This is a genomic window from Streptomyces sp. NPDC028711 (genome assembly GCF_055565415.1).
In genome coordinates this window covers 290392-309375 of sequence record NZ_JBVHUJ010000005.1, presented here as the reverse complement: position 1 = coordinate 309375, position 18984 = coordinate 290392, and the positions used below count along the sequence as shown (strand labels likewise).

Genomic DNA, 18984 nt, shown 5'->3' with positions numbered 1-18984 from the left:
CGCTCCTTGTGCCGTGGTGGACGCGGGTCCGGCGCCGACAACCCCCGTATGCCGGCTCCGGACCCGCTGTGACCGCTCCCCCAGGGGCGGTCAGTTCGTGACCGCGCCGTTCAGCGCGGTGGTCTCGGCCGGGGGCGCGGGGGCCGGGTGGGGTACGGGCGCGTCGAGCACGCCGGACTTCATGACCTTCGCGAGCAGCGCGGAGACGCTGAGGTTCTGGACGTCGGCGCTGGAGAGCGAGCCGAGCACCTTGGACAGGTCCTCGGTGAAGGTGCCCTCGCCGTTCAGCCAGGGGCCGGCCAGCGTCCGCGCGGTCACCGAGTGGTCCATGAAGCCGTCGACGGACTTGCCCAGGGCGATCGACTGCACGAGCCGGTCGAGGAAGACCGACTCCCCGCCGACGATGTTGATGTCGGCGTTCTCCAGGCCGGTGGCGAGCACGGTGGCCTGCGCCTCGGCGACGTGGCGCTGCACGTCGAGGCCCGCGAGACGGATCTCCTTCTCCGCCTCCAGACGGAGCCGGTACTCCTCGTGCGTACGGGACGCCTCGTCGAGCGCGGCCATCGCCGCCGCCTTCTCGGTCAGGCCCGCGGCCTCGGCCTTCAGCTTCTCGCCGATGGCGGTGGCCTCGGCGAGTGCCTGCTCCCGGGTTCCGGCGGCCACCGCGAGGGCCTTCTCGCGGGCGCCGGTGGCCTCGGCGCGCAGCCGGGCCTCGGTGGCCTCCGCCTCCGCGCGGCCGGCCTTCTCGATGACGTCGGCCTCCTTCTCCCGGACCTGCGCCGCCGCGAGTCCCTCGGCCGCGGCCTCGGCCTGGACGCCCTCGGCGAGCCGGATCTTGGCGCGGGCGTCCATGTCCGCGGCCTTGTGGCGGGCCTCGGCCAGGGTGAGTTCCTCGGCGGCGCGGTGCACGGCGGCCTGCTCGGCCGCCTCCGCGGCCTTGATGTCCTTGACCAGCCTCTCCTGTGCCTCGGCCTCGGCCGCGATGACGACGGACTGCCGGGTGCGCTCGGCCTCCTCGACCGTCCGCAGCCGCTTGATCGACTCCTCCTGCTCGGCGACCGTGCGGTCCACCGCGATCCGCTCGCGGATCACCTCGGCGATGTCCCGGCGCTCCGACTCGACCTCCTTCTCGGCGGAGATGCGGGTGAGTTCGGTCTCCCGGTCACGGGCGATGACCTCGAGCATCCGGTCCTTCTCGATGCGCTCGTTCTCGACGGCGATGACCCGCTCGCGGTTCTTCTGCGCCACCGCCACCTCGCGGGCCTGGTTCTCCCGCTGGATCCCGAGCTGCTCCTCCGTCCTGAGGAAGGCGCTCTGCGCCCGCAGCCGCTCCTCCTCCACGACCCGCGCGGTCTCGGCCTCCTCCCGGGCCCGTACGGTGTCGATCTCGCGCTTCTGCTTGATCTCCGCGTCGGCCTGGCGGCGCTCCAGCTCCAGGATGGCCTCGCGGGCGTCGACGTTCTGCCGGGTGATCTCCTTCTGCTCGTGCTGCCGGAACTCGTTCGTCCTGACGTTCTCCACGGCGGTCAGCTCGGTGATCTTCCGGATGCCCTGGGCGTCGAGGATGTTGCCGGGGTCGAGCTGGGCGAGCGGCGTCTGCTCCAGGTAGTCGATGGCGGCGTCCTCCAGGCTGTAGCCGTTGAGGTCGATGCCGATGATCTCGATGATCCGGAACCGCAGTTCCTCGCGCTTGGTGTACAGATCGGTGAAGTCGAGCTGCTTGCCGACCGTCTTGAGCGCCTCGGAGAACTTGGCGTTGAACAGCTCCTGCAGGGTCTCCTTGTCGCTGGCGCGGGCGGTGCCGATGGCCTGGGCGACCTTGATGACGTCCTCGACGGTCTTGTTGACGCGGACGAAGAACGAGATCCGGATGTCGGCGCGGATGTTGTCACGGCAGATCAGGCCGTCGCGGCCCGTCCGCGAGATCTCGATGGTCTTCACCGAGATGTCCATGACCTCGGCCTTGTGCAGGACGGGCAGCACGACCTGCCCGGTGAAGGTGACGTCGACCTTCCGCATCTTCGAGACGATCAGCGCCTTTCCCTGCTCCACCTTGCGGAACAGCCGGCTGATCACGAGGAGCAGGACGAGGGTGACGAGCAGGACAACGGCGACGAGCACGCCGATGCCCACGGTGAAGGCATCCATGAGAAACCCCGTGTCGATGGAGGAAGTGGGGAGCCGCGGCTTCGGGCGGCGCCATGGGGGGGCGAGCACCGGACGGCGGGTGCTGCCGGGAGGAACCGCCAACCGCGCCGTGTGGGCGTTCCCCTCACACGTCGAGATTTCCGTCTCCCGGCACCGGACCCACGTCCAGGCCCTTCCGGTGGCCATCGTGGTGCACCGGCGTTCTCGTTCGCATTGCCGTGACCCGGCAGCCTTTGACGTCTTCTTGATGCCGGTGCCGCGTCATGGCGGGTGACGTGCCCGTCCCGGCCGGCGCCTGACAGACTGGGACATCCCTCCTGGCCGGCCGAGCAGGAGACCAGCCCTCGATCAGGACAGAAGTGGACCGACGGATGTATGACCGCTCCCATGATCCGTACGTCCGTGTCCGCGGCGCCCGTGAGCACAATCTCGCCGGGGTGGACGTCGACATCCCCCGGGACGCGCTCGTCGTCTTCACGGGGGTCTCCGGTTCCGGCAAGTCGTCCCTCGCCTTCGGAACGATCTACGCGGAGGCCCAGCGGCGCTACTTCGAGTCGGTGGCCCCGTACGCGCGACGGCTGATCCACCAGGTGGGGGCGCCCGCGGTCGGGGAGATCACCGGGCTGCCGCCCGCGGTCTCCCTCGAACAGCGCAGGTCCTCGCCGAACGCCCGCTCCTCCGTGGGTACGGTGACCACCCTCTCCAACTCGCTGCGGATGCTGTTCTCCCGGGCGGGCGCCTACCCGGAGGGCGCCGGGCGGCTCGACTCCGACGCCTTCTCGCCCAACACGGCGGCGGGTGCCTGTCCCTCCTGCCACGGCCTCGGGCGGATCCACGAGACGAGCGAGGAACTGCTCGTACCGGACCCGGGGCTGTCGATCCGCCAGGGCGCCATCGCCGCCTGGCCGGGCGCCTGGCAGGGCAAGAACCTGCGGGACGTCCTCGACACGCTCGGGTACGACGTCGACCGGCCCTGGCGCGAACTCGACGCGAAGGACCGGGAGTGGATCCTCTTCACGGACGAGCAGCCGGTCGTCACCGTTCATCCGGTACGGGACGCCGACCGCATCCAGCGCCCCTACCAGGGCACCTACATGAGCGCCCGGCGCTACGTCCTGCGGACCTTCTCCGACTCGAAGAGCCCGACCCTGCGCACCAAGGCGGAACGCTTCCTCACCAGCGCCCCCTGCCCGGTCTGCGGCGGCGGGCGGCTGCGGCCCGAGGCGCTCGCGGTGACCTTCGCGGGCCGGACCATCGCCGACCTCGCCGCGCTGCCGCTGACGGCCCTCTCCGGAGTCCTCACCGAGGGGGCCGCGTCACCGGCGCACGGCACGGAGACCGCGCGCGTCCTCACCAGGGACCTCGCCGCACGGATCGCGACGGTGACCGAACTCGGCCTGGGCTATCTCAGCCTGGACCGCGCCACCCCCACGCTCTCCAACGGCGAGCTCCAGCGGCTGCGGCTCGCGACCCAGCTGCGCTCCGGGCTCTTCGGCGTCGTGTACGTCCTCGACGAGCCGTCCGCCGGTCTGCACCCGGCGGACACCGAGGCCCTGCTCGTCGTCCTCGGCCGGCTCAGGGCCGCCGGGAACTCCGTCTTCGTCGTCGAGCACCACCTCGATGTCATCCGGCACGCCGACTGGCTGGTGGACGTCGGTCCGCGTGCCGGTGTGCACGGCGGGCGGGTGCTGCACAGCGGCCCGCCGGAGGGCCTCGCGGACGTCGAGGCGTCGGCGACCAGGCGCTTCCTCTTCGACCGGGCGCCCGCGCCCGCGCGGGAGGTGCGCGAGCCGGCCGGGTGGCTGCGGACGGGACCGGTCAGCCGGCACAACCTGCGGGCGGTCGACGCGGCCTTCCCCCTCGGCGTCCTGACCGCCGTCACGGGCGTGTCCGGCTCCGGGAAGTCGACGCTCGTCGGCGCGCTCACCGAGGAACTTCCCGGTGTGGGGCGCATGGTGACGGTGGATCAGCGGCCGATCGGACGGACGCCCCGCTCCAACCTCGCGACGTACACCGGTCTGTTCGACGTCGTGCGCAAGCTGTTCACGGAGACCGAGGAGGCGCGGGCACGCGGCTACAAGGCGGGGCGTTTCTCCTTCAACGTGCCCGGCGGCCGCTGCGAGACCTGCCAGGGCGAGGGCTTCGTGTCGGTGGAGCTCCTCTTCCTGCCGAGCACGTACGCGCCGTGCCCCGACTGCCACGGCGCCCGCTACCACCCCGAGACCCTCCAGGTGCGGCTGCGGGGCCTCACCATCGCCGAGGTCCTCGACCTCACCGTCGAGTCCGCCGCCGCGTTCTTCGAGGACACCCCGGCCGCCGCCCGGAGCCTGCGCACCCTCCTCGACGTCGGCCTCGGCTACCTGCGGCTCGGGCAGCCCGCGACCGAGCTGTCCGGCGGCGAGGCCCAGCGCATCAAGCTCGCCTCCGAACTCCAGCGGCCGCACCGCTCCCCCACCCTGTACGTCCTCGACGAGCCGACGACGGGCCTGCACCCGGCCGATGTCGAGGTGCTGATGCGCCAGCTCCACGGCCTCGTGGACGCGGGGCACTCGGTGATCGTCGTCGAGCACGACATGGACGTCGTCGCGACCGCCGACTGGGTCGTCGACCTCGGTCCCGGCGGCGGGGACGAGGGCGGCCGGATCGTGGCCGCGGGGCCCCCGGACCGGGTGGCGCGCGCGGCGGACAGCCGCACCGCGCCGTATCTGGCCCGGGCCCTGGAACCCACTGGGCGGAGCTGAGGAGGCCCGGCGGGTGTCAGGCCGCCGTGTCGAACGTGTAGTGGCGGGTGTGGTCCAGCATGTCCGCCGGTGTCACGTCGTTCCAGGGGCGCATGGTGTCGCCGAGGTCGACGACGTTCGGGGTGCCCGCGGCCGGGAGGTACGTGGACCGGGGGTGGCGGGCCTGCCATTCCGCCCAGAGCTTGTCGATGAAGGCGTGGTGGAGCCAGAACACCGGGTCGTTCGGGGAGACCCCGGTGGCCATCTGGCCGCCGACCCACACGTGGACGCGGTTGTGGAGGTTCACTCCGCGCCAGCCCTCCAGGTGGTTGCGGAATCCGTCCGATGAGCTGTTCCACGGGGCCCGGTCGTAGGTCTCCATGGCGAGGACGGAGTCGACCTCGGCGCGGGTGGGGAGCCGGCGGCCGCCCGCGCCCAGGTCGCGCCGGAGGAAGTCCCGGCCGTCGACGCGGACGTTGATCGTCCAGCGGCCGCCGCCGCGGGCGAAGGGTCCGTCGGTCACCTGGCCGTCGCGGGCGCGGCCGGTGCCGCCCAGGAAGTCGGGTGCCCACAGCGAGGAGCCGGAGGTGCGGTCGGCCGTCCAGTCCCAGTAGGGCAGGGTGACGGTCGGGTCGACGGACCGCAGCGCCTCTTCGAACTCTATGAGGAAGCGCCGGTGCCAGGGCAGGAAGGACGGCGAGCGGTGGCCGACGCGGTCGCCGCTGTCCGTGTCGCTCATGATGAAGGCGTTGTGCGTGGTGACGAAGGTGTCGTAGCGCCCGGAGCGCTTGAGCTCCAGGAGGGCGTCGACGAAGCGCCGCTTCTCTTCGGCGGTGAGGGTGGCCTGGTTCTTGCGTACGGTCATGGTGGTGCGGGCTCCTGGATCGGTCAGGCGAGGGTGAGGGGTACGAGCGTGGCACCGCGGAGTTCGCGGACGGCCGCGCGGGCCACCGCCCGGGGCGTGGCGACGGGCTCGTAGTGGTTGATCACGCTGATCCAGGTGCCATCGGCGTTCTGCATCACGTGCAGTTCCTCGCCGTCGATCGTCACGGAGTAGCCGCCTCCGTGGTGTCCCCCGTGGTGACCGCCGCCGTGCGAGGGCCCGCCCTGGATGCGGCGGCCCTGGTAGACCTCGTCGAAGGAGGCGGGGAGCGGTGCGGCCGTCGGTGCGGCGCGGAGCGGTGTGTCAGACGCGTCGGCGGCGGCCGGGCGGGCCAGGGCGAGGCCCGCGGCGGCGCCTGCCGCGCCGGCCGCGACGCCGAGAGCCCGGCGGCGGGTGATGCTGGACATGAGAACCCCCAGATGGTCGGTACGACCGGGGGATTGGTCATATGCCCCCGGCGGAGTCCATCAGTACCGGGGGTGCGGGCGCGGCGGAAATCGCCGGGAGTCGGTTGGCTACGAAGCGGACAACCTGCCGCAAAAAGTACAGAGTTGAACGGAGTTGATCTTGCGGTCCGGGGGCGCGACGGCACCCCGGAGCGAAGATCTTACGGAGAAAGTGATCGTTTCGTGAACGATCTTTCGCTCCGGGGTGCGGTGTGTGGCGGAGCCCACGCCGTCAGACTGTCCTGATCAGGACTCAGCCGCGGGGCGCCCTGCGCCGGGCCCGCAGCCACTCCCTGTTCATGGCCGCGATCGACGGCAGCGGGATCCCCTTCGGGCAGGCCGTCGCGCACTCGCCCGTCAGGGTGCAGCCGCCGAAGCCCTCGGCGTCCATCTGGGCCACCATGTCCAGGACCCTGGTCTCGCGCTCGGGGGAGCCCTGGGGAAGGACGTTCAGGTGGTTGATCTTGGCGGAGGTGAAGAGCATCGCGGAGCCGTTGGGGCAGGCCGCCACGCACGCGCCGCAGCCGATGCACTCCGCGTGCTCGAAGGCCGAGTCCGCGTCCGCCTTCGGGACCGGGGTCGCGTGGGCCTCGGGCGCCGCGCCGGTCGGGGCGGTGATGTAGCCGCCGGCCTGGATGACCCGGTCGAAGGCGGAGCGGTCGACGACGAGGTCCTTGACCACGGGGAAGGCGGAGGCGCGCCAGGGTTCGACGTCGATGGTGTCGCCGTCGCGGAACGCGCGCATGTGGAGCTGACAGGTGGTCGTCCGCTCGGGCCCGTGCGCGTCGCCGTTGATGACGAGGCTGCACGCGCCGCAGATCCCCTCGCGGCAGTCGTGGTCGAAGGCCACGGGGTCCTCGCCGCGCAGGATGAGGTCCTCGTTGAGGGTGTCGAGCATCTCCAGGAAGGACATGTCGGCGGAGATGCCGTCGACGTCGTAGGTGGACATGGCGCCGGGGGCGTCGGCGTCGCGCTGGCGCCAGACGCGCAGGGTGAGCCTCATGCGTAGCTCCGCTGGGTGGGGTGGACGTACTCGAAGGTGAGGTCCTCCTTGTGGAGGACGGGGGCGGCGCCGTCGTTGAACTCCCAGGCCGCCGCGTACGTGAACTCCTCGTCACGGCGGGCCGCTTCGCCCTCGGGCGTCTGTGACTCCTCGCGGAAGTGGCCGCCGCAGGACTCGGCGCGGTGGAGGGCGTCGAGGCACATGAGCTCGGCGAGCTCCAGGTAGTCGACGACGCGGTTGGCCTTCTCCAGGGACTGGTTGAACTCCGCGCCCGTCCCGGGGACCTTGATCCGGTTCCAGAACTCCGCGCGGATCTCGGGGATCCGGGCGAGGGCGGTGCGGAGCCCGGCTTCCGTGCGGGCCATGCCGCAGTACTCCCACATGAGTGCGCCCAGTTCGCGGTGGAAGGAATCGGGGGTGCGGTCGCCGTCGACGGCGAGGAGGAGGTTCAGCCGGTCCTCGGTCTCGGCGAGCACCTCCCGTACGGCCGGGTGGTCATCGGTGACGGGCTCGGCGTGCGGGTGGCGGGCGAGGTAGTCGTTGATGGTGGCGGGGAGGACGAAGTAGCCGTCTGCGAGGCCCTGCATCAGCGCGGAGGCGCCGAGACGGTTGGCCCCGTGGTCGGAGAAGTTGGCCTCGCCGATGGCGAACAGGCCCGGCACGGTGGTCTGGAGGTCGTAGTCGACCCAGAGTCCGCCCATCGTGTAGTGCACGGCGGGGTAGATCCGCATGGGGACCTCGTACGGGTTCTCCGCGGTGATCCGCTCGTACATCTCGAAGAGGTTGCCGTACTTCTCCTCGACCGCCCCCCGGCCCATACGGCGGATCGCGTCGGCGAAGTCGAGGTAGACGCCCTGGCCGCCGGGGCCCACGCCGCGCCCCTCGTCGCAGACGTTCTTGGCGGCGCGGGAGGCGATGTCACGGGGGACGAGGTTGCCGAAGGAGGGGTAGATCCGCTCCAGGTAGTAGTCGCGCTCGTCCTCGGGGATGTCGGCGGCGGGGCGGGTGTCGCCCTTGGCCCTGGGGACCCAGATGCGTCCGTCGTTGCGGAGGGACTCGCTCATCAGGGTCAGCTTGGACTGGTGCTCGCCGGTGCGCGGGATGCAGGTGGGGTGGATCTGGGTGAAGCAGGGGTTGGCGAAGTACGCGCCGCGCCGGTGGGCCCGCCAGACGGCGGTGGCGTTGGAGTTCATCGCGTTGGTGGAGAGGTAGAAGACGTTGCCGTAGCCGCCGCTGGCGAGGACCACCGCGTCCGCGTAGTGGGTGGAGATCTCGCCCGTGATCAGATCGCGGGCGACGATGCCGCGGGCCCGCCCGTCGACGACGACGAGGTCGAGCATCTCCGTGCGGGCGTGCATCTCGACGTTCCCTGCGGCGATCTGCCGGGAGAGGGCCTGGTAGGCGCCGAGGAGGAGCTGCTGGCCGGTCTGGCCGCGGGCGTAGAACGTACGGGAGACCTGGACGCCTCCGAAGGAGCGGGTGTCGAGGAGCCCGCCGTACTCACGGGCGAAAGGGACGCCCTGGGCGACGCACTGGTCGATGATCTCGACGGAGATCTGGGCGAGGCGGTGGACGTTGGACTCGCGGGCCCGGAAGTCGCCGCCCTTGACGGTGTCGTAGAAGAGGCGGTGGACGGAGTCGCCGTCGTTGCGGTAGTTCTTCGCGGCGTTGATGCCGCCCTGGGCCGCGATGGAGTGGGCGCGGCGCGGGGAGTCCTGGAAGCAGAACTGGACGACGTGGTAGCCCTGTTCGGCGAGGGTGGCGCCGGCGGAGCCGCCGGCCAGTCCGGTGCCGACGACGATGATCCGGTGCTTGCGTCGGTTGGCGGGGTTGACGAGTCTGGCCTGGAAGCGGCGGGTGTCCCAGCGTTCGGCGATGGGCCCGGTGGGGGCCTTGGTGTCGGTGATCGGCCCACCGACGGTGTGGTCGAGGTAGCTCATGGTCAGCTCACCACTCCGGTCATGACGGCGACGGGGACGGAGACGAAGCCCGCGGTGAGCACGAGCGCGAGGGTGTTCGCGAGGCCCCTGAGGAGGCGCTCGCGGCGGGCATTGCCGACGCCGAGGGTCTGGGCGGCGCTCCAGAAGCCGTGGCGGACGTGGAGGCCGACGGCGAGCATGGCGACGATGTAGATGACGTTGCCGTACCAGGTGGAGAAGGTGTCGACGACGTTCTGGTAGGGCCTGCCCTCCTCGAAGCCGCCGGGATGGACGGTGCCGGTGGTGAGGTCGAGGACGTGCCAGACGATGAACAGGGCGAGGATGATCCCGCCCCAGCGCATCGTGCGGGTGGCGTAGGAGGAGCGCCCGCGGCGGTGGACGTACGCGGTCGGGCGGGCCTTCAGGTCGCGGCGGCTGAGCTGGTACGCGGAGACGGCGTGGGCGACGACGGCGGCGAGGAGCACGATCCGGACGAGCCAGAGGCCCCACTCGTGGTGGAGCACGGGGGCGCCCATGACCCGCAGCCAGTGGCCGTAGGTGTTGAACTCCTCGGGGCCGAAGAAGACCTTGAGGTTGCCGGCGACGTGCGCGACGAGGTAGCCGAGCATGAGCAGCCCGCTGACGGCCATGACCGTCTTCTTGCCGAGGGTCGATGACAGGAATCCGCGTGACGGTGTGGGGGACGGCGGGCGGCCCGTCGTCCGGTCCCTCGTGGGTGCCAGAGCCATGAGCATGACGCTAGGGCCGAAGAGCCCGAGAGGTCCAAGACATGGTCCGGCTGATCTCGATAGGTGGCACCTATGGATGGGGCTTACGCTGGACTCATGCAGTTCCAGCAGCTCCTCTACTTCGTCGCCGTGGCCGAGACCCGTCACTTCACCCGGGCCGCGGAGCGCGTCCATGTCTCGCAGCCCTCGCTCTCGCAGCAGATCAAGGCCCTGGAACAGGAGTTGGGCGCCGAGCTGTTCAGCCGCGCCCGGGGCAACATCACGCTCACCGACGCGGGCGAGGCCCTGCTGCCGCTCGCGCGCCGGATCCTCGCGGACACGGAGACGGCCCGGATCGAGGTGCAGGAGCTGGCCCAGCTCAAGCGGGGCCGGGTGCGGCTCGGCGCGACCCCGAGCCTGTGCACCGGGCTCCTTCCGGACGTGCTGCGGTCCTTCCACGACCTGCACCCGGGGATCGAGCTCCTGATCGAGGAGGGCGGCTCGCACGACCTCGTACGGGAGCTGGCGCGTGGGGCCCTCGACCTGGCGCTCGTGGTGCTGCCCCTGCCGACTCCGTCACCGGCCCTGACGACGGTGGAGCTGCTCCGCGAGGACCTGGTGGTCGTCTCGTCCGCCTCGGCCCCGGCGCCCCGCCGCCCGGTGCGGGTCACGGACCTCAGGGACCAGCCGCTCGTGATGTTCCGGCACGGCTACGACCTGCGGGAGCTGACGGTGGCGGCCTGCCGGGCCGAGGGCTTCGAGCCGACGTTCACGGTGGAGGGCGGCGAGCTGGACGCGGTCCTCGGTTTCGTACGGGCCGGGCTCGGGCTCGCGGTCGTCCCCGCGATGGTGGCGGCACGCGCGGGCCGGGACCTCCGGGTGACCGCCCTCGCCCGGCCGGGCCTGCGGCGGACCATCGCCCTGGCCCACCGGAGCGACGTGGCTCCCCCGAGGGCGGCCAGGGAACTCCAGCGGATGCTGCTGGCCTCGCGGCGGGGCGGCCCGGAGCGGGCGGGGGCCACGGTCTGACGTCGGAGTCACGGCCCGAAATCCGCGTGCGGCGGGCGGCGGCCGACTGCGAGCATGCCTCCATGGTCCACGCTCTCGAACACCTGGTCGTCCGGCACACCCACCGCCTGCCCTCCCCCGCCGGTCCTGCCGGGGACGGGGCCGCCGCCGTGCGCAGGTTCGACGCGGCCCTGATGACCGCCGGGTTCAAGCTCTCGGCCGAGCTGTTCGAGCGCCTGTCGGGATGCGCGCGGTCGACCGTCGTCGACACCGCCGTCCAGACCCTGGCCACGGTCCGCGAACTCGTCGGCGACCACGTGCGGCACAACGTCTACTTCGTCGACTTCCCGGACAACGTGCCTGACACGCTCGACTTCTGGATGGCGTGCGTGACCGAGGCGATCGAGGAAGGGGAAGCGCGCGCGGGGGCGGTCGACCGGCTGCGCGCGGGCGTCCTCGACCTGCTGACCCTCCCCTCGTACGGCCGCTACCCGCACACGTACGAGGAGATGCTCGCCGTCCACGACGAGCTGATCGCGGCGGCCGGTGACCGGCTGACGGTGCTGCACCTGGGCGGGGACGCGGACGCCGAGGTCACCTCGCTCTATCTGGCCCTGGCCGGCAGCACGACCCCGCTCGGCGTGGAGCATCTGCGTGACCTGGCCGTGCTCGCCGAGCACTGCGCGGACGGCCCCCAGCCCGAGACGATCACGGTCCGGGAGAACCGCGCCGTCGTCAACCGTGCCCGGCTGCCGACGGGAGCGGCCCCGCTGCTCGACACCGTGACCGACGTCCTGCGGCTGGCCTGCGCCCTCGCCGAGGGCGATGTCACCCTGCGGGAGCCCACCCGTTTCCGCGCGCTGTCCCGTCCGCACCGCCGCGCCCTGCTCGCGGGGCTCGACGCGCTCGTGGCCGCGTCCCCGGCCAAGCTGGCGGACGTGTCCGCGCACGCGGAGGCGTGGAAGCGGCTCGGGGAGCGCTTGCACCCCCACGAGTACCCGCAGTGGCCGCACGCCGCCGAGGTGTTCGCCGTCGCGCGGGGCGAGCGGAAGGCACCGTCGTTCGACAGCCGCGTGGAGGAGATGCTCGCGCGGGGCGATGTCGCGGGAGCGGCGGAGCTGCTGGCCTCGCACGCCCCGGGACGGCTGTTCCGCGCCCTGGACCGGCTCCTGCGCCGCGCGGCGGAGGGCAAGGAGCGGGACGTCGTCCTCGCGGCCGCCGAGCGGGCCGCGCCCGAGGTGTCGGGCCGGGTCGTCCTGTCGGTGCGCGAGCACGTCCAGAATCGCACGGGCGAGACCCGTGAGCGGCGCGTGTTCGTGAACCGGGAGGGCAAGGCCTGGGTCGCCGACGACACGCGCCCTTCGCTGCCGGACGCCGTCCGTGAGCGGCTCATCGAGGTGCTCGACGCGGAGACCCGGCGCCGGCTGCCGGACCCCGGACACCTCCTGATCGACCCCGAAGTCCTCGATGTGGCCCTGCCGTTGAGCGGCCGGGCCGCCTCGGCCGGGCTCGGCGTCCTGCCGCGCGGCTCCGTCTCACCGGTCGAGGGCGAGCTGCTGCGGTTCTTCACGTACTGGAGGGAGGCCGCGCGCACCACCGACCACGATCTGTCGGCGCTCGTCCTGGACGAGAACCACGCGACCGTCACCTGGCTTTCGTACACGGCGCTGACCGACGTCGAGGGCAAGCACTCCGGCGACATCACCGCAGCGCCTGACGGGGCTTCCGAGTTCATCGATCTACGGCTTGGGGCGGTGCGCGGCACCTTCGTCGTTCCGCAGGTGCACGTCTTCGCGGGCGAGGGCTTCGACGAGGCGGCGGAGTGCTTCTTCGGCTTCATGCTGCGCGAGTCCGCGCGGGGTGGCCGGCCGTTCGAGCCGAAGACCGTCCGGATGAAGTCGGATCTTCGGGGGCCCGGCCGGGTGGCGCTGCCGCTCGCGTTCCGGCGGGACGACGAGGGCCGCTGGCACGCCCACTGGCTGCATCTGTACCTGCGGGGCACACCGTCGGCGAACCGGGTCGAGGAGCACCGGGTGTCGATCGCGGTCCTGCTGCGCGGTCTGCTCGGGCGCACCCCGCTGACAGTACGTCACCTGGTGGCCTTGATGGCGGAGTCGGGGGCGCCGACGACGCTGTGGGACGGTCGTACGCTGCCGGACGCCCCGGTCACGTACATCGGCCTGGAGCGCCCGGAGGGCCTGGCGCCGGGCTCGCGCGTGCTCACCCCGGAAAATCTGCGCGACCTGCTGCCCGCCTGAGTGTTACGGTCGTTCCGGGGCGAGGCCATGGAGAGGCTTCCTTCTCATAACTCCCATGAAATAGCCTCTCCGCTTTCCTCCCCCGTACCTCTTCCCGGCCTCCCCGCTTCGCGCGGGGAGGCCGGTTTCGTACGTCCGGGACTCAGACCGCGTCCGCGAGGAGCAGCGAGTGGATGCGGTCCGGGGCGCCGGGGCGGGCGTAGTACCAGCCCTGGGCCGTGTCGCAGCCGAGCTCGCGGAGCTGGCGGGCCTGGGCCCCGGTCTCCACGCCCTCGACGGTGACGGCGAGTTCCAGGCTGTGCGCCAGGGAGACGATCCCTTCGACGATCTTGAGGTCGACCGGGTCAACGGGGTGCTGCTGCATGCCCCGGGTGAAGGAGCGGTCGAGCTTGAGGACGCTGACGGGCAGCCGGCGCAGGTTGGCCAGGTTCGAGTAGCCGGTGCCGAAGTCGTCGAGGGCGATGTCGACGCCCATCTCGGCGAGCTGCCGCAGCGGCTTGAGCAGGTCCTCGTCGGCGCCGATGAGCGCCGATTCGGTCACTTCGAGGCAGAGCGCGCCGGGATCCAGCCCCGACCGTTCCAGGACGTCGACGGTGTCGGCGACCAGGCGGGGGTGGTGGAGCTGGGTCGGGGAGAGGTTGACGTTGATCCGCAGCGGGCCGCCGTCGGCGTGCCGGGTCTGCCAGAAGCGGGCCTGGCGTACGGCCTCCTGGAGGACCCAGCGACCGAGGGGCACGATGAGGCCGGTGTCCTCGGCGAGCGGGATGAAGCGGTCGGGTCCGAGCACGCCGTGCTGCGGGTGGCACCACCGGACGAGCGCCTCCGCGCCGTGCACGCTGCCGTCGTCGAGGTGGACGAGCGGCTGGTATTCGATGAAGAACTCGCCGCGCTCCAGGGCGGTCGGCAGGGCCGTGGTGAGTCCGTGCCGGGTGATGGCGCGGGCGTCGGCCTCCGGGTCGGCGAGTTCGAAGCGGTTGCCGCCCGCCGACTTGGCCCGGTACATGGTGATGTCGGCGCTGCGCAGCACCTCGGCGGGGGTGCGCTCGCCCGCGGGGCCTTCGACGACGCCGAGGCTGCCGCGGACGGTGAGTTCGCGGCCATCGATGCGGAGGGGGGTGGCGAGGGCCGCGAGGATGCGGTCGGCGAGTTCGGTGACGTCCCGTTCCCCGCCGGCGCCGGTGGTGAGGGCGACGAACTCGTCGCCGCCGAGCCGGGCCACCATCTCGCCCGCGCCGGTGACACAGCTCTGGAGCCGGTCGGCGACCTCGACGAGCAGCCGGTCGCCGGTGGAGTGGCCGAGGCTGTCGTTGATGACCTTGAAGCCGTCGAGGTCGAGGTAGCAGAGGCCGAAGCGGGCGTTGTCGCCGGGCGCGAGGGCCTTCTCCAGACGTTCGAAGAACAGGGTCCGGTTGGGCAGCCCGGTGAGCGCGTCGTGGGTGGCCTCGTACCGCAGGCGCAGATGGAGCAGGCGCCGTTCGGTGGTGTCCTCCATGAGGGCCAGCTGGTACTGCGGGTTGCCCTCGGCGTCCCGGAGGAGGGAGACGGTGAGGTTGGTCCAGAGAACCGTTCCGTCACCGCGGTAGTACGGCTTCTCGACCCGGTAGTGCTCCCGGTCGCCACGGACCAGCTCGTCGTACAGCTTCCAGACGTGCGGGCCGTCCTCGGGGTGGGCCCACTCGCTGACGTTCCGGCTGCGGACCTGGCCCTCCATCCCGCCGAACATGCGGGTGAGGGTCTCGTTCACCTCCAGGACGTTGCCGTCGAGGTCGGCGATGCCGATCCCTATGGCGGCCCCGTCGAAGACCGCGCGGAAGCGGCTCTCGGTGGCGTGCAGGGCGATCTCGGCGGCGCTGCGGGCGTTGAGCGCGGAGCGGGCGATGGCCTCCTGCTCGGCGCGGGTCCGCTCGCGCAGCGCTCCCGCGTAGCCGGTGGCCATCGCGTGCTGGAGCCGGGCGCAGCGGGCCCTGAGCTCCTCCGCCGGGAGGTCCGACTCCGTACCGGTCCCGCAGTAGAGCACGAGGTACGAGTCGACGACGCCGAGGCTGCGGCCGAGCGCGTCCGGGTCGGTGCAGTGGGCGGCGACGAGGGCCGCGCCGGTGCGCTGGGCCGGGGCCGTGTCGAAGGGCCTGGCGTGCAGCGCGTCGCACAAGGTGCGGGCCAGCGGCAGCAGATGCCCCTCGAACTCGGTGCGGGTGAGGGAGGTGGCGGTCACCGGGAAGATCGCGCGGCTCCAGATGGTGACGAACCGCCTGAGTCTGTCCTCCGGGCCGTCGGCTTCGGCGACGGTGCCGGACGGCTGCGACGGGACCTTCACGCCTTGCGCCCCACCCCTGCGAAACCGGAGAAGGCGTAGGGATCCTCCTCCTCGACCGGGCTCTCCGGTCGCCAGTGGGGCATCGGGACGAGACCGGGCTCGACCAGTTCGGTGCCCTCGAAGAAGCGGGCGATCTCGCCGCGCGAACGCATCACCAGGGGGCTGCGGATGTTCCGGTAGACCCCGACGGTGCCGCCCGCCTGCTCCTCGGAGAGCGGGATGCCCTCGTACGAGGCGTGGGTGAGGACCACGAGGCTGCCGGGCGCGAGGGCTCCGAGCAGTTCCGTCACGGCCTCGTGCGGCCGGTCATCGTCCTCCAGGAAGTGGAGGACGGCGACGAGGAGCAGGGCCACGGGCCGGTCCAGGTCGAGGAGTCGGGTGACCTCGGGGCTGTACAGGATGTCGGCCGGCTTGCGCAGGTCGGCGGCGACGACCGCGGCGCCCTCGTCGCCCTCCAGGACGGCGCGGCTGTGGGCCACGGCGACCGGGTCGTGGTCGACGTAGACGACGCGGGCGGTGGGGTCGGCGGCCCGGGCGACCTCGTGCACGTTGCCGAAGGTGGGTATGCCGGAGCCGATGTCCAGGAACTGGGTGACGTCGTTGTCAACGGCGTGCCGGACGGCGCGCCGCATGAAGGCACGGTTCGCCTGCATGATCTTGGGCAGGCCAGGCATGAACTCCATGGCCCTGCGCGCCGCTTCCCGGTCCACTTCGAAATTGTGCGAGCCGCCCAGATAGAAGTCGTACATACGGGACACGCTCGGCACCGAAATGTCGATACCCGGCGGAGCCCAGGCGGGACGCTCCATCAATGTCTCCAACAAGTCGCCATGGGGGATGCGGCCATGTGTTCGCGGCCGGTGTTCGAGGTGAGGCTACTGATCGCCCGCCGGGAGAGCGAGTAGAAACGGAAATTCGCGGTCCGTTCTTGGTCACACGCCATTGGCACGTGCTCTCGGAACGAAGAGTTCACGCCTTCAGGCCGTGCATTTTCACGTGCATATGACTGTGCGTCGACTCTCGGGCCGACGACGGTTCTCTCCGGTGGACGCCCCGGTCCCGCCCCGTACCTAGGCCGTTGCCGCGGCCGGGCCCGGTCGCCGGTGAAGGATGCCCCGTCCGCCGCCCCCGGCGACAGGGCGACAACCGGACAGATATCGCCGAAGAGGCCGGAACGCACGGACTCGGCCGTCTTCCGGAATCGAACCGCGCGCCGATACCCGGGCATTGCTCCGCATCCGCCTCCGGTGCGGCGAAACGTCAAACCGGCGCCTCCGGAGATCCCCACCATCCGGCGAATCCCGCGTGATTCCGCCCCGGTACGGCGTGTCTGTGATCAAGCTCGACGGCGTGTCTCTGTACGGATCACTCCTCGCGCGGCCGCTGGCGGCCCTGGCACTGGTGTGGCTTCTCTCCACACCCGTACCCGCCGCCGCCGACTCCTGCGCCTACGCCACCACCGGCCCCGACGGGTCGAACACCTCGGTGGCGGTCATCGGGCCGGGCGCCTGTTCGCCCACGCCCAGCCCGCCGAAGCCACCCCCACCTTCGCCTTCACCGCGTCCCACGACGCCCGCGCCCCGGCCGACGCCCGAGCCGCCGCCCCCGCCGGCCCCGGCGCCGCCCCCGCCTCCCGTACGGACGACGGCGCCGCCACCCTCACCCCCGGCGTCCACCCCGGCCCCGCGCCCCGAACCGGCGTCCCCCGCACCGCCGACCGGTGAACGGCCTTTGGAGCGGACCCCGTCGGCCGCTCCCCCGCCCGCGCCCGCTCCCCCGCCCAGCGCGCGACCGCCGGCCGCGGGACCCGTCGCGCTCCCCCACTACCGCCGCACGTCGCGGCCCCAGCCGAAGAACAGCACGTCCGTCGTCACCATGACGCTGGTGATCATCGCCCCCGCGGTCCTCGCGACCGCCATCCTGCGCCCCCGCTCCCGCTGACCTTTTTCCGGAGTCACCCATGTCTGAATGGCTTGTTCTCACCCTTGCGATGGCCGCCGCCTGCGCCGTCGTACTCACGATCGTCGTCATCAACAACCGCCGGATCACCGAGGACGACGATCCCAGCGAGACACCGGACGTCATCGAGTACATGACGATGATGATCGGCGTGATCTACGCGATCGTCCTCGGTCTGGCCATCGCCGGCGTCTGGGAGGCCCGCGGGGCCGCCCAGGAGACCGTGCGGCAGGAGGCGCAGGCCATGCACGAGATCTCGGCCCGCGTCCAGGTGTACCCGGAGGACGTCCGCGCCCGAATCCGCGCCGACGTCGAGGCGTACGTCAGCTATGTCGTCAACGACGAGTGGACGTACATGGCCGAGGAGGGCGCGCTGAGCGAGGAGGGCACCGAGCTCCTCGAGCGGGTCCGCCGCAGCGTCACCGACTACCAGCCGGCCAACGACTTCGAGGGCCAGGCCTACCAGCCGCTCGTCGACCAGGTGGCGGTGGCCGACGACGCCCGGGGGGCACGCGGGCAGAACGCGGGGGCGACCATGCCGGGGGTGGTGTGGTTCGGCCTGATCATCGGAGCCCTTGTGACGGTCGGCCTGATCTTCACCCTGCAGATCCGCAGGACCGGGCGGGAACTGCTGCTCGCCGGGCTCTTCAGCGTGCTGATCGCGTTCCTGCTCTTCCTCATCTGGGACTTCGACGCGCCGTTCGGGCGGGGCATCTCGGCCACCGCCGCGCCGTTCACCGATCTGTTCCCGCAGCTCACACGGTGAGGCGAGGCGTCCGAATGGGCCGCACGGGGGACATCGGTGCCCCATTCGCACGCCTGGGATCGCGGCTGTGGTAGTGCGCTCCTAGCGTTTCGGTCATCGAGGAGCACGCAAGGTATTCGGCGGAAACCCCCTTCCGCGGCTGCCCCTCGGGACCCGGAGGATTCACCATGCGCGCGATACGTGCCGCGTCCACTGCCTTGCTGGGGGCGGCCGCCCTCGCCCTGGCCGCCCCCGCCGCCCTCGCGGCGGACGGTGCCCCCGCAAGCGACCCGCGGGCCCAGCGGGCCAAGGCACCGGGCGATTTCGTCGTGTCCCCCTCGATCGTCGCCCCCGGCGGCCGGGTGACACTCAGCGCCCCGGGCTGCGCCAGTACGGCGACGGCCTCGGCCGGCATCTTCGACACCGTCACCATCGCGCCGAACGCCGCGGCGACCGCCACCGTGGACTGGGACGCCCGGCGCGGCGCCGTGTACACGGTGTCGTTCAACTGCACCGGCGGCGTGCAGGACACCGTCGATCTGACGATCAGCGGCATCCCGTCCGCCAGCCCCACCATCGCCTCCACCGTGCTCACTCCCCCGCGCGGGGTCCAGGGCGGCGTGGGCGGCTCGGTGGGCGGGCTCGAACCGGTCGAACTGGCCGCCGGAGCGGCGCTCGTCCTGGCCGCCACCGCCGGCGGGGTGTACGTGGTCCGCCGCCGCTCGGCCGCGAACCGTCGCCACTGAGCGGCGGCCGTGGACCGGAGCGGTGCTCGCGTCCCCGGACGCCCGTCACCCCCGGGTCCCAACGAGGACTCGGGGGCGACGGGCGTGGCGGGCCGACCAGGAGGTTC

Annotated in this window: 14 protein-coding genes; 6 read left to right on the top strand and 8 right to left on the bottom strand. The window is 71.9% G+C overall.

Annotated features, from left to right (window positions below; genetic code table 11):
* Positions 1-90: 90 nt before the first annotated feature.
* Positions 91-2148, bottom strand: coding sequence for a flotillin family protein (locus tag ACZ4VK_RS19235; protein WP_468353553.1), 2058 nt, complete (start codon positions 2146-2148; stop codon positions 91-93).
* A 371-nt stretch (positions 2149-2519) separates the two neighbouring features.
* On the opposite strand from ACZ4VK_RS19235, the gene ACZ4VK_RS19230 reads away from it, so the two are divergent.
* Positions 2520-4889, top strand: a complete 2370-nt coding sequence (locus ACZ4VK_RS19230) for an ATP-binding cassette domain-containing protein (protein WP_468353552.1) — start codon at positions 2520-2522, stop codon at positions 4887-4889.
* A gap of 16 nt (positions 4890-4905) precedes the next feature.
* Here the strand turns inward: ACZ4VK_RS19230 and melC2 are convergent, their stop codons facing one another.
* The 5 genes from melC2 to ACZ4VK_RS19205 all read right to left on the bottom strand — a co-directional run bounded on the left by melC2 (position 4906) and on the right by ACZ4VK_RS19205 (position 9868).
* Positions 4906-5733: a tyrosinase MelC2 gene (gene melC2, locus ACZ4VK_RS19225; RefSeq protein ID WP_468353551.1), complete on the bottom strand. Its 828-nt coding sequence runs from the start codon at positions 5731-5733 to the stop codon at positions 4906-4908.
* Positions 5734-5756: 23 nt separating this feature from the next.
* Complete coding sequence (gene melC1 / locus ACZ4VK_RS19220; protein WP_468353550.1) at positions 5757-6158, bottom strand: apotyrosinase chaperone MelC1; 402 nt, start codon at positions 6156-6158, stop codon at positions 5757-5759.
* Between the two features lie 292 nt (positions 6159-6450).
* A complete protein-coding gene (locus ACZ4VK_RS19215; RefSeq protein WP_468353549.1) occupies positions 6451-7200 on the bottom strand; it encodes a succinate dehydrogenase/fumarate reductase iron-sulfur subunit in 750 nt (249 codons plus the stop codon).
* A complete protein-coding gene (locus tag ACZ4VK_RS19210; protein ID WP_468353548.1) occupies positions 7197-9140 on the bottom strand; it encodes a fumarate reductase/succinate dehydrogenase flavoprotein subunit in 1944 nt (647 codons plus the stop codon). The genes ACZ4VK_RS19215 and ACZ4VK_RS19210 overlap by 4 nt, the downstream gene beginning before the upstream one ends.
* 2 nt (positions 9141-9142) lie before the next feature.
* Positions 9143-9868, bottom strand: coding sequence for a succinate dehydrogenase (locus tag ACZ4VK_RS19205; protein WP_468353547.1), 726 nt, complete (start codon positions 9866-9868; stop codon positions 9143-9145).
* 96 nt (positions 9869-9964) lie between these two features.
* Here ACZ4VK_RS19205 and ACZ4VK_RS19200 point away from each other — a divergent pair, with 96 nt between their 5' ends.
* Positions 9965-10876, top strand: coding sequence for a LysR family transcriptional regulator (locus ACZ4VK_RS19200; protein WP_468353546.1), 912 nt, complete (start codon positions 9965-9967; stop codon positions 10874-10876).
* Between the two features lie 62 nt (positions 10877-10938).
* Positions 10939-13113 (top strand): hypothetical protein, encoded by a 2175-nt coding sequence (locus ACZ4VK_RS19195; RefSeq protein WP_468353545.1) that lies wholly within the window; start codon positions 10939-10941, stop codon positions 13111-13113.
* A gap of 142 nt (positions 13114-13255) precedes the next feature.
* Here ACZ4VK_RS19195 and ACZ4VK_RS19190 read toward each other — a convergent pair whose 3' ends face one another.
* Both ACZ4VK_RS19190 and ACZ4VK_RS19185 read right to left on the bottom strand, forming a co-directional pair.
* Positions 13256-15427 (bottom strand): putative bifunctional diguanylate cyclase/phosphodiesterase, encoded by a 2172-nt coding sequence (locus ACZ4VK_RS19190; RefSeq protein ID WP_468353544.1) that lies wholly within the window; start codon positions 15425-15427, stop codon positions 13256-13258.
* On the bottom strand, positions 15424-16236 hold the full coding sequence (locus tag ACZ4VK_RS19185) for an SAM-dependent methyltransferase (protein WP_468353543.1): 813 nt from the start codon (positions 16234-16236) through the stop codon (positions 15424-15426). The genes ACZ4VK_RS19190 and ACZ4VK_RS19185 overlap by 4 nt, the downstream gene beginning before the upstream one ends.
* A 594-nt stretch (positions 16237-16830) precedes the next feature.
* Here ACZ4VK_RS19185 and ACZ4VK_RS19180 point away from each other — a divergent pair.
* The 3 genes from ACZ4VK_RS19180 to ACZ4VK_RS19170 all read left to right on the top strand — a co-directional run bounded on the left by ACZ4VK_RS19180 (position 16831) and on the right by ACZ4VK_RS19170 (position 18877).
* Positions 16831-17151 carry a hypothetical protein gene (locus tag ACZ4VK_RS19180; RefSeq protein WP_468353542.1) on the top strand — a complete coding sequence of 107 codons (321 nt, stop codon included), beginning with the start codon at positions 16831-16833 and terminating at the stop codon, positions 17149-17151.
* 236 nt (positions 17152-17387) lie between these two features.
* Positions 17388-18152: a bestrophin-like domain gene (locus ACZ4VK_RS19175; protein WP_468353541.1), complete on the top strand. Its 765-nt coding sequence runs from the start codon at positions 17388-17390 to the stop codon at positions 18150-18152.
* A 167-nt stretch (positions 18153-18319) separates the two neighbouring features.
* On the top strand, positions 18320-18877 hold the full coding sequence (locus ACZ4VK_RS19170; protein WP_468353540.1) for a hypothetical protein: 558 nt from the start codon (positions 18320-18322) through the stop codon (positions 18875-18877).
* Positions 18878-18984 lie beyond the last annotated feature (107 nt).

What these genes read in the sequence shown, in the direction of transcription:
- ACZ4VK_RS19235 (WP_468353553.1), bottom strand. Translation starts at nt 2,148, where the DNA reads ATGGATGCCTTCACCGTGGGCATCGGCGTGCTCGTCGCCGTTGTCCTG.
- ACZ4VK_RS19230 (WP_468353552.1), top strand. Translation starts at nt 2,520, where the DNA reads ATGTATGACCGCTCCCATGATCCGTACGTCCGTGTCCGCGGCGCCCGT.
- melC2 (WP_468353551.1), bottom strand. Translation starts at nt 5,733, where the DNA reads ATGACCGTACGCAAGAACCAGGCCACCCTCACCGCCGAAGAGAAGCGG.
- melC1 (WP_468353550.1), bottom strand. Translation starts at nt 6,158, where the DNA reads ATGTCCAGCATCACCCGCCGCCGGGCTCTCGGCGTCGCGGCCGGCGCG.
- ACZ4VK_RS19215 (WP_468353549.1), bottom strand. Translation starts at nt 7,200, where the DNA reads ATGAGGCTCACCCTGCGCGTCTGGCGCCAGCGCGACGCCGACGCCCCC.
- ACZ4VK_RS19210 (WP_468353548.1), bottom strand. Translation starts at nt 9,140, where the DNA reads ATGAGCTACCTCGACCACACCGTCGGTGGGCCGATCACCGACACCAAG.
- ACZ4VK_RS19205 (WP_468353547.1), bottom strand. Translation starts at nt 9,868, where the DNA reads ATGGCTCTGGCACCCACGAGGGACCGGACGACGGGCCGCCCGCCGTCC.
- ACZ4VK_RS19200 (WP_468353546.1), top strand. Translation starts at nt 9,965, where the DNA reads ATGCAGTTCCAGCAGCTCCTCTACTTCGTCGCCGTGGCCGAGACCCGT.
- ACZ4VK_RS19195 (WP_468353545.1), top strand. Translation starts at nt 10,939, where the DNA reads ATGGTCCACGCTCTCGAACACCTGGTCGTCCGGCACACCCACCGCCTG.
- ACZ4VK_RS19185 (WP_468353543.1), bottom strand. Translation starts at nt 16,236, where the DNA reads ATGGAGCGTCCCGCCTGGGCTCCGCCGGGTATCGACATTTCGGTGCCG.
- ACZ4VK_RS19175 (WP_468353541.1), top strand. Translation starts at nt 17,388, where the DNA reads ATGTCTGAATGGCTTGTTCTCACCCTTGCGATGGCCGCCGCCTGCGCC.
- ACZ4VK_RS19170 (WP_468353540.1), top strand. Translation starts at nt 18,320, where the DNA reads ATGCGCGCGATACGTGCCGCGTCCACTGCCTTGCTGGGGGCGGCCGCC.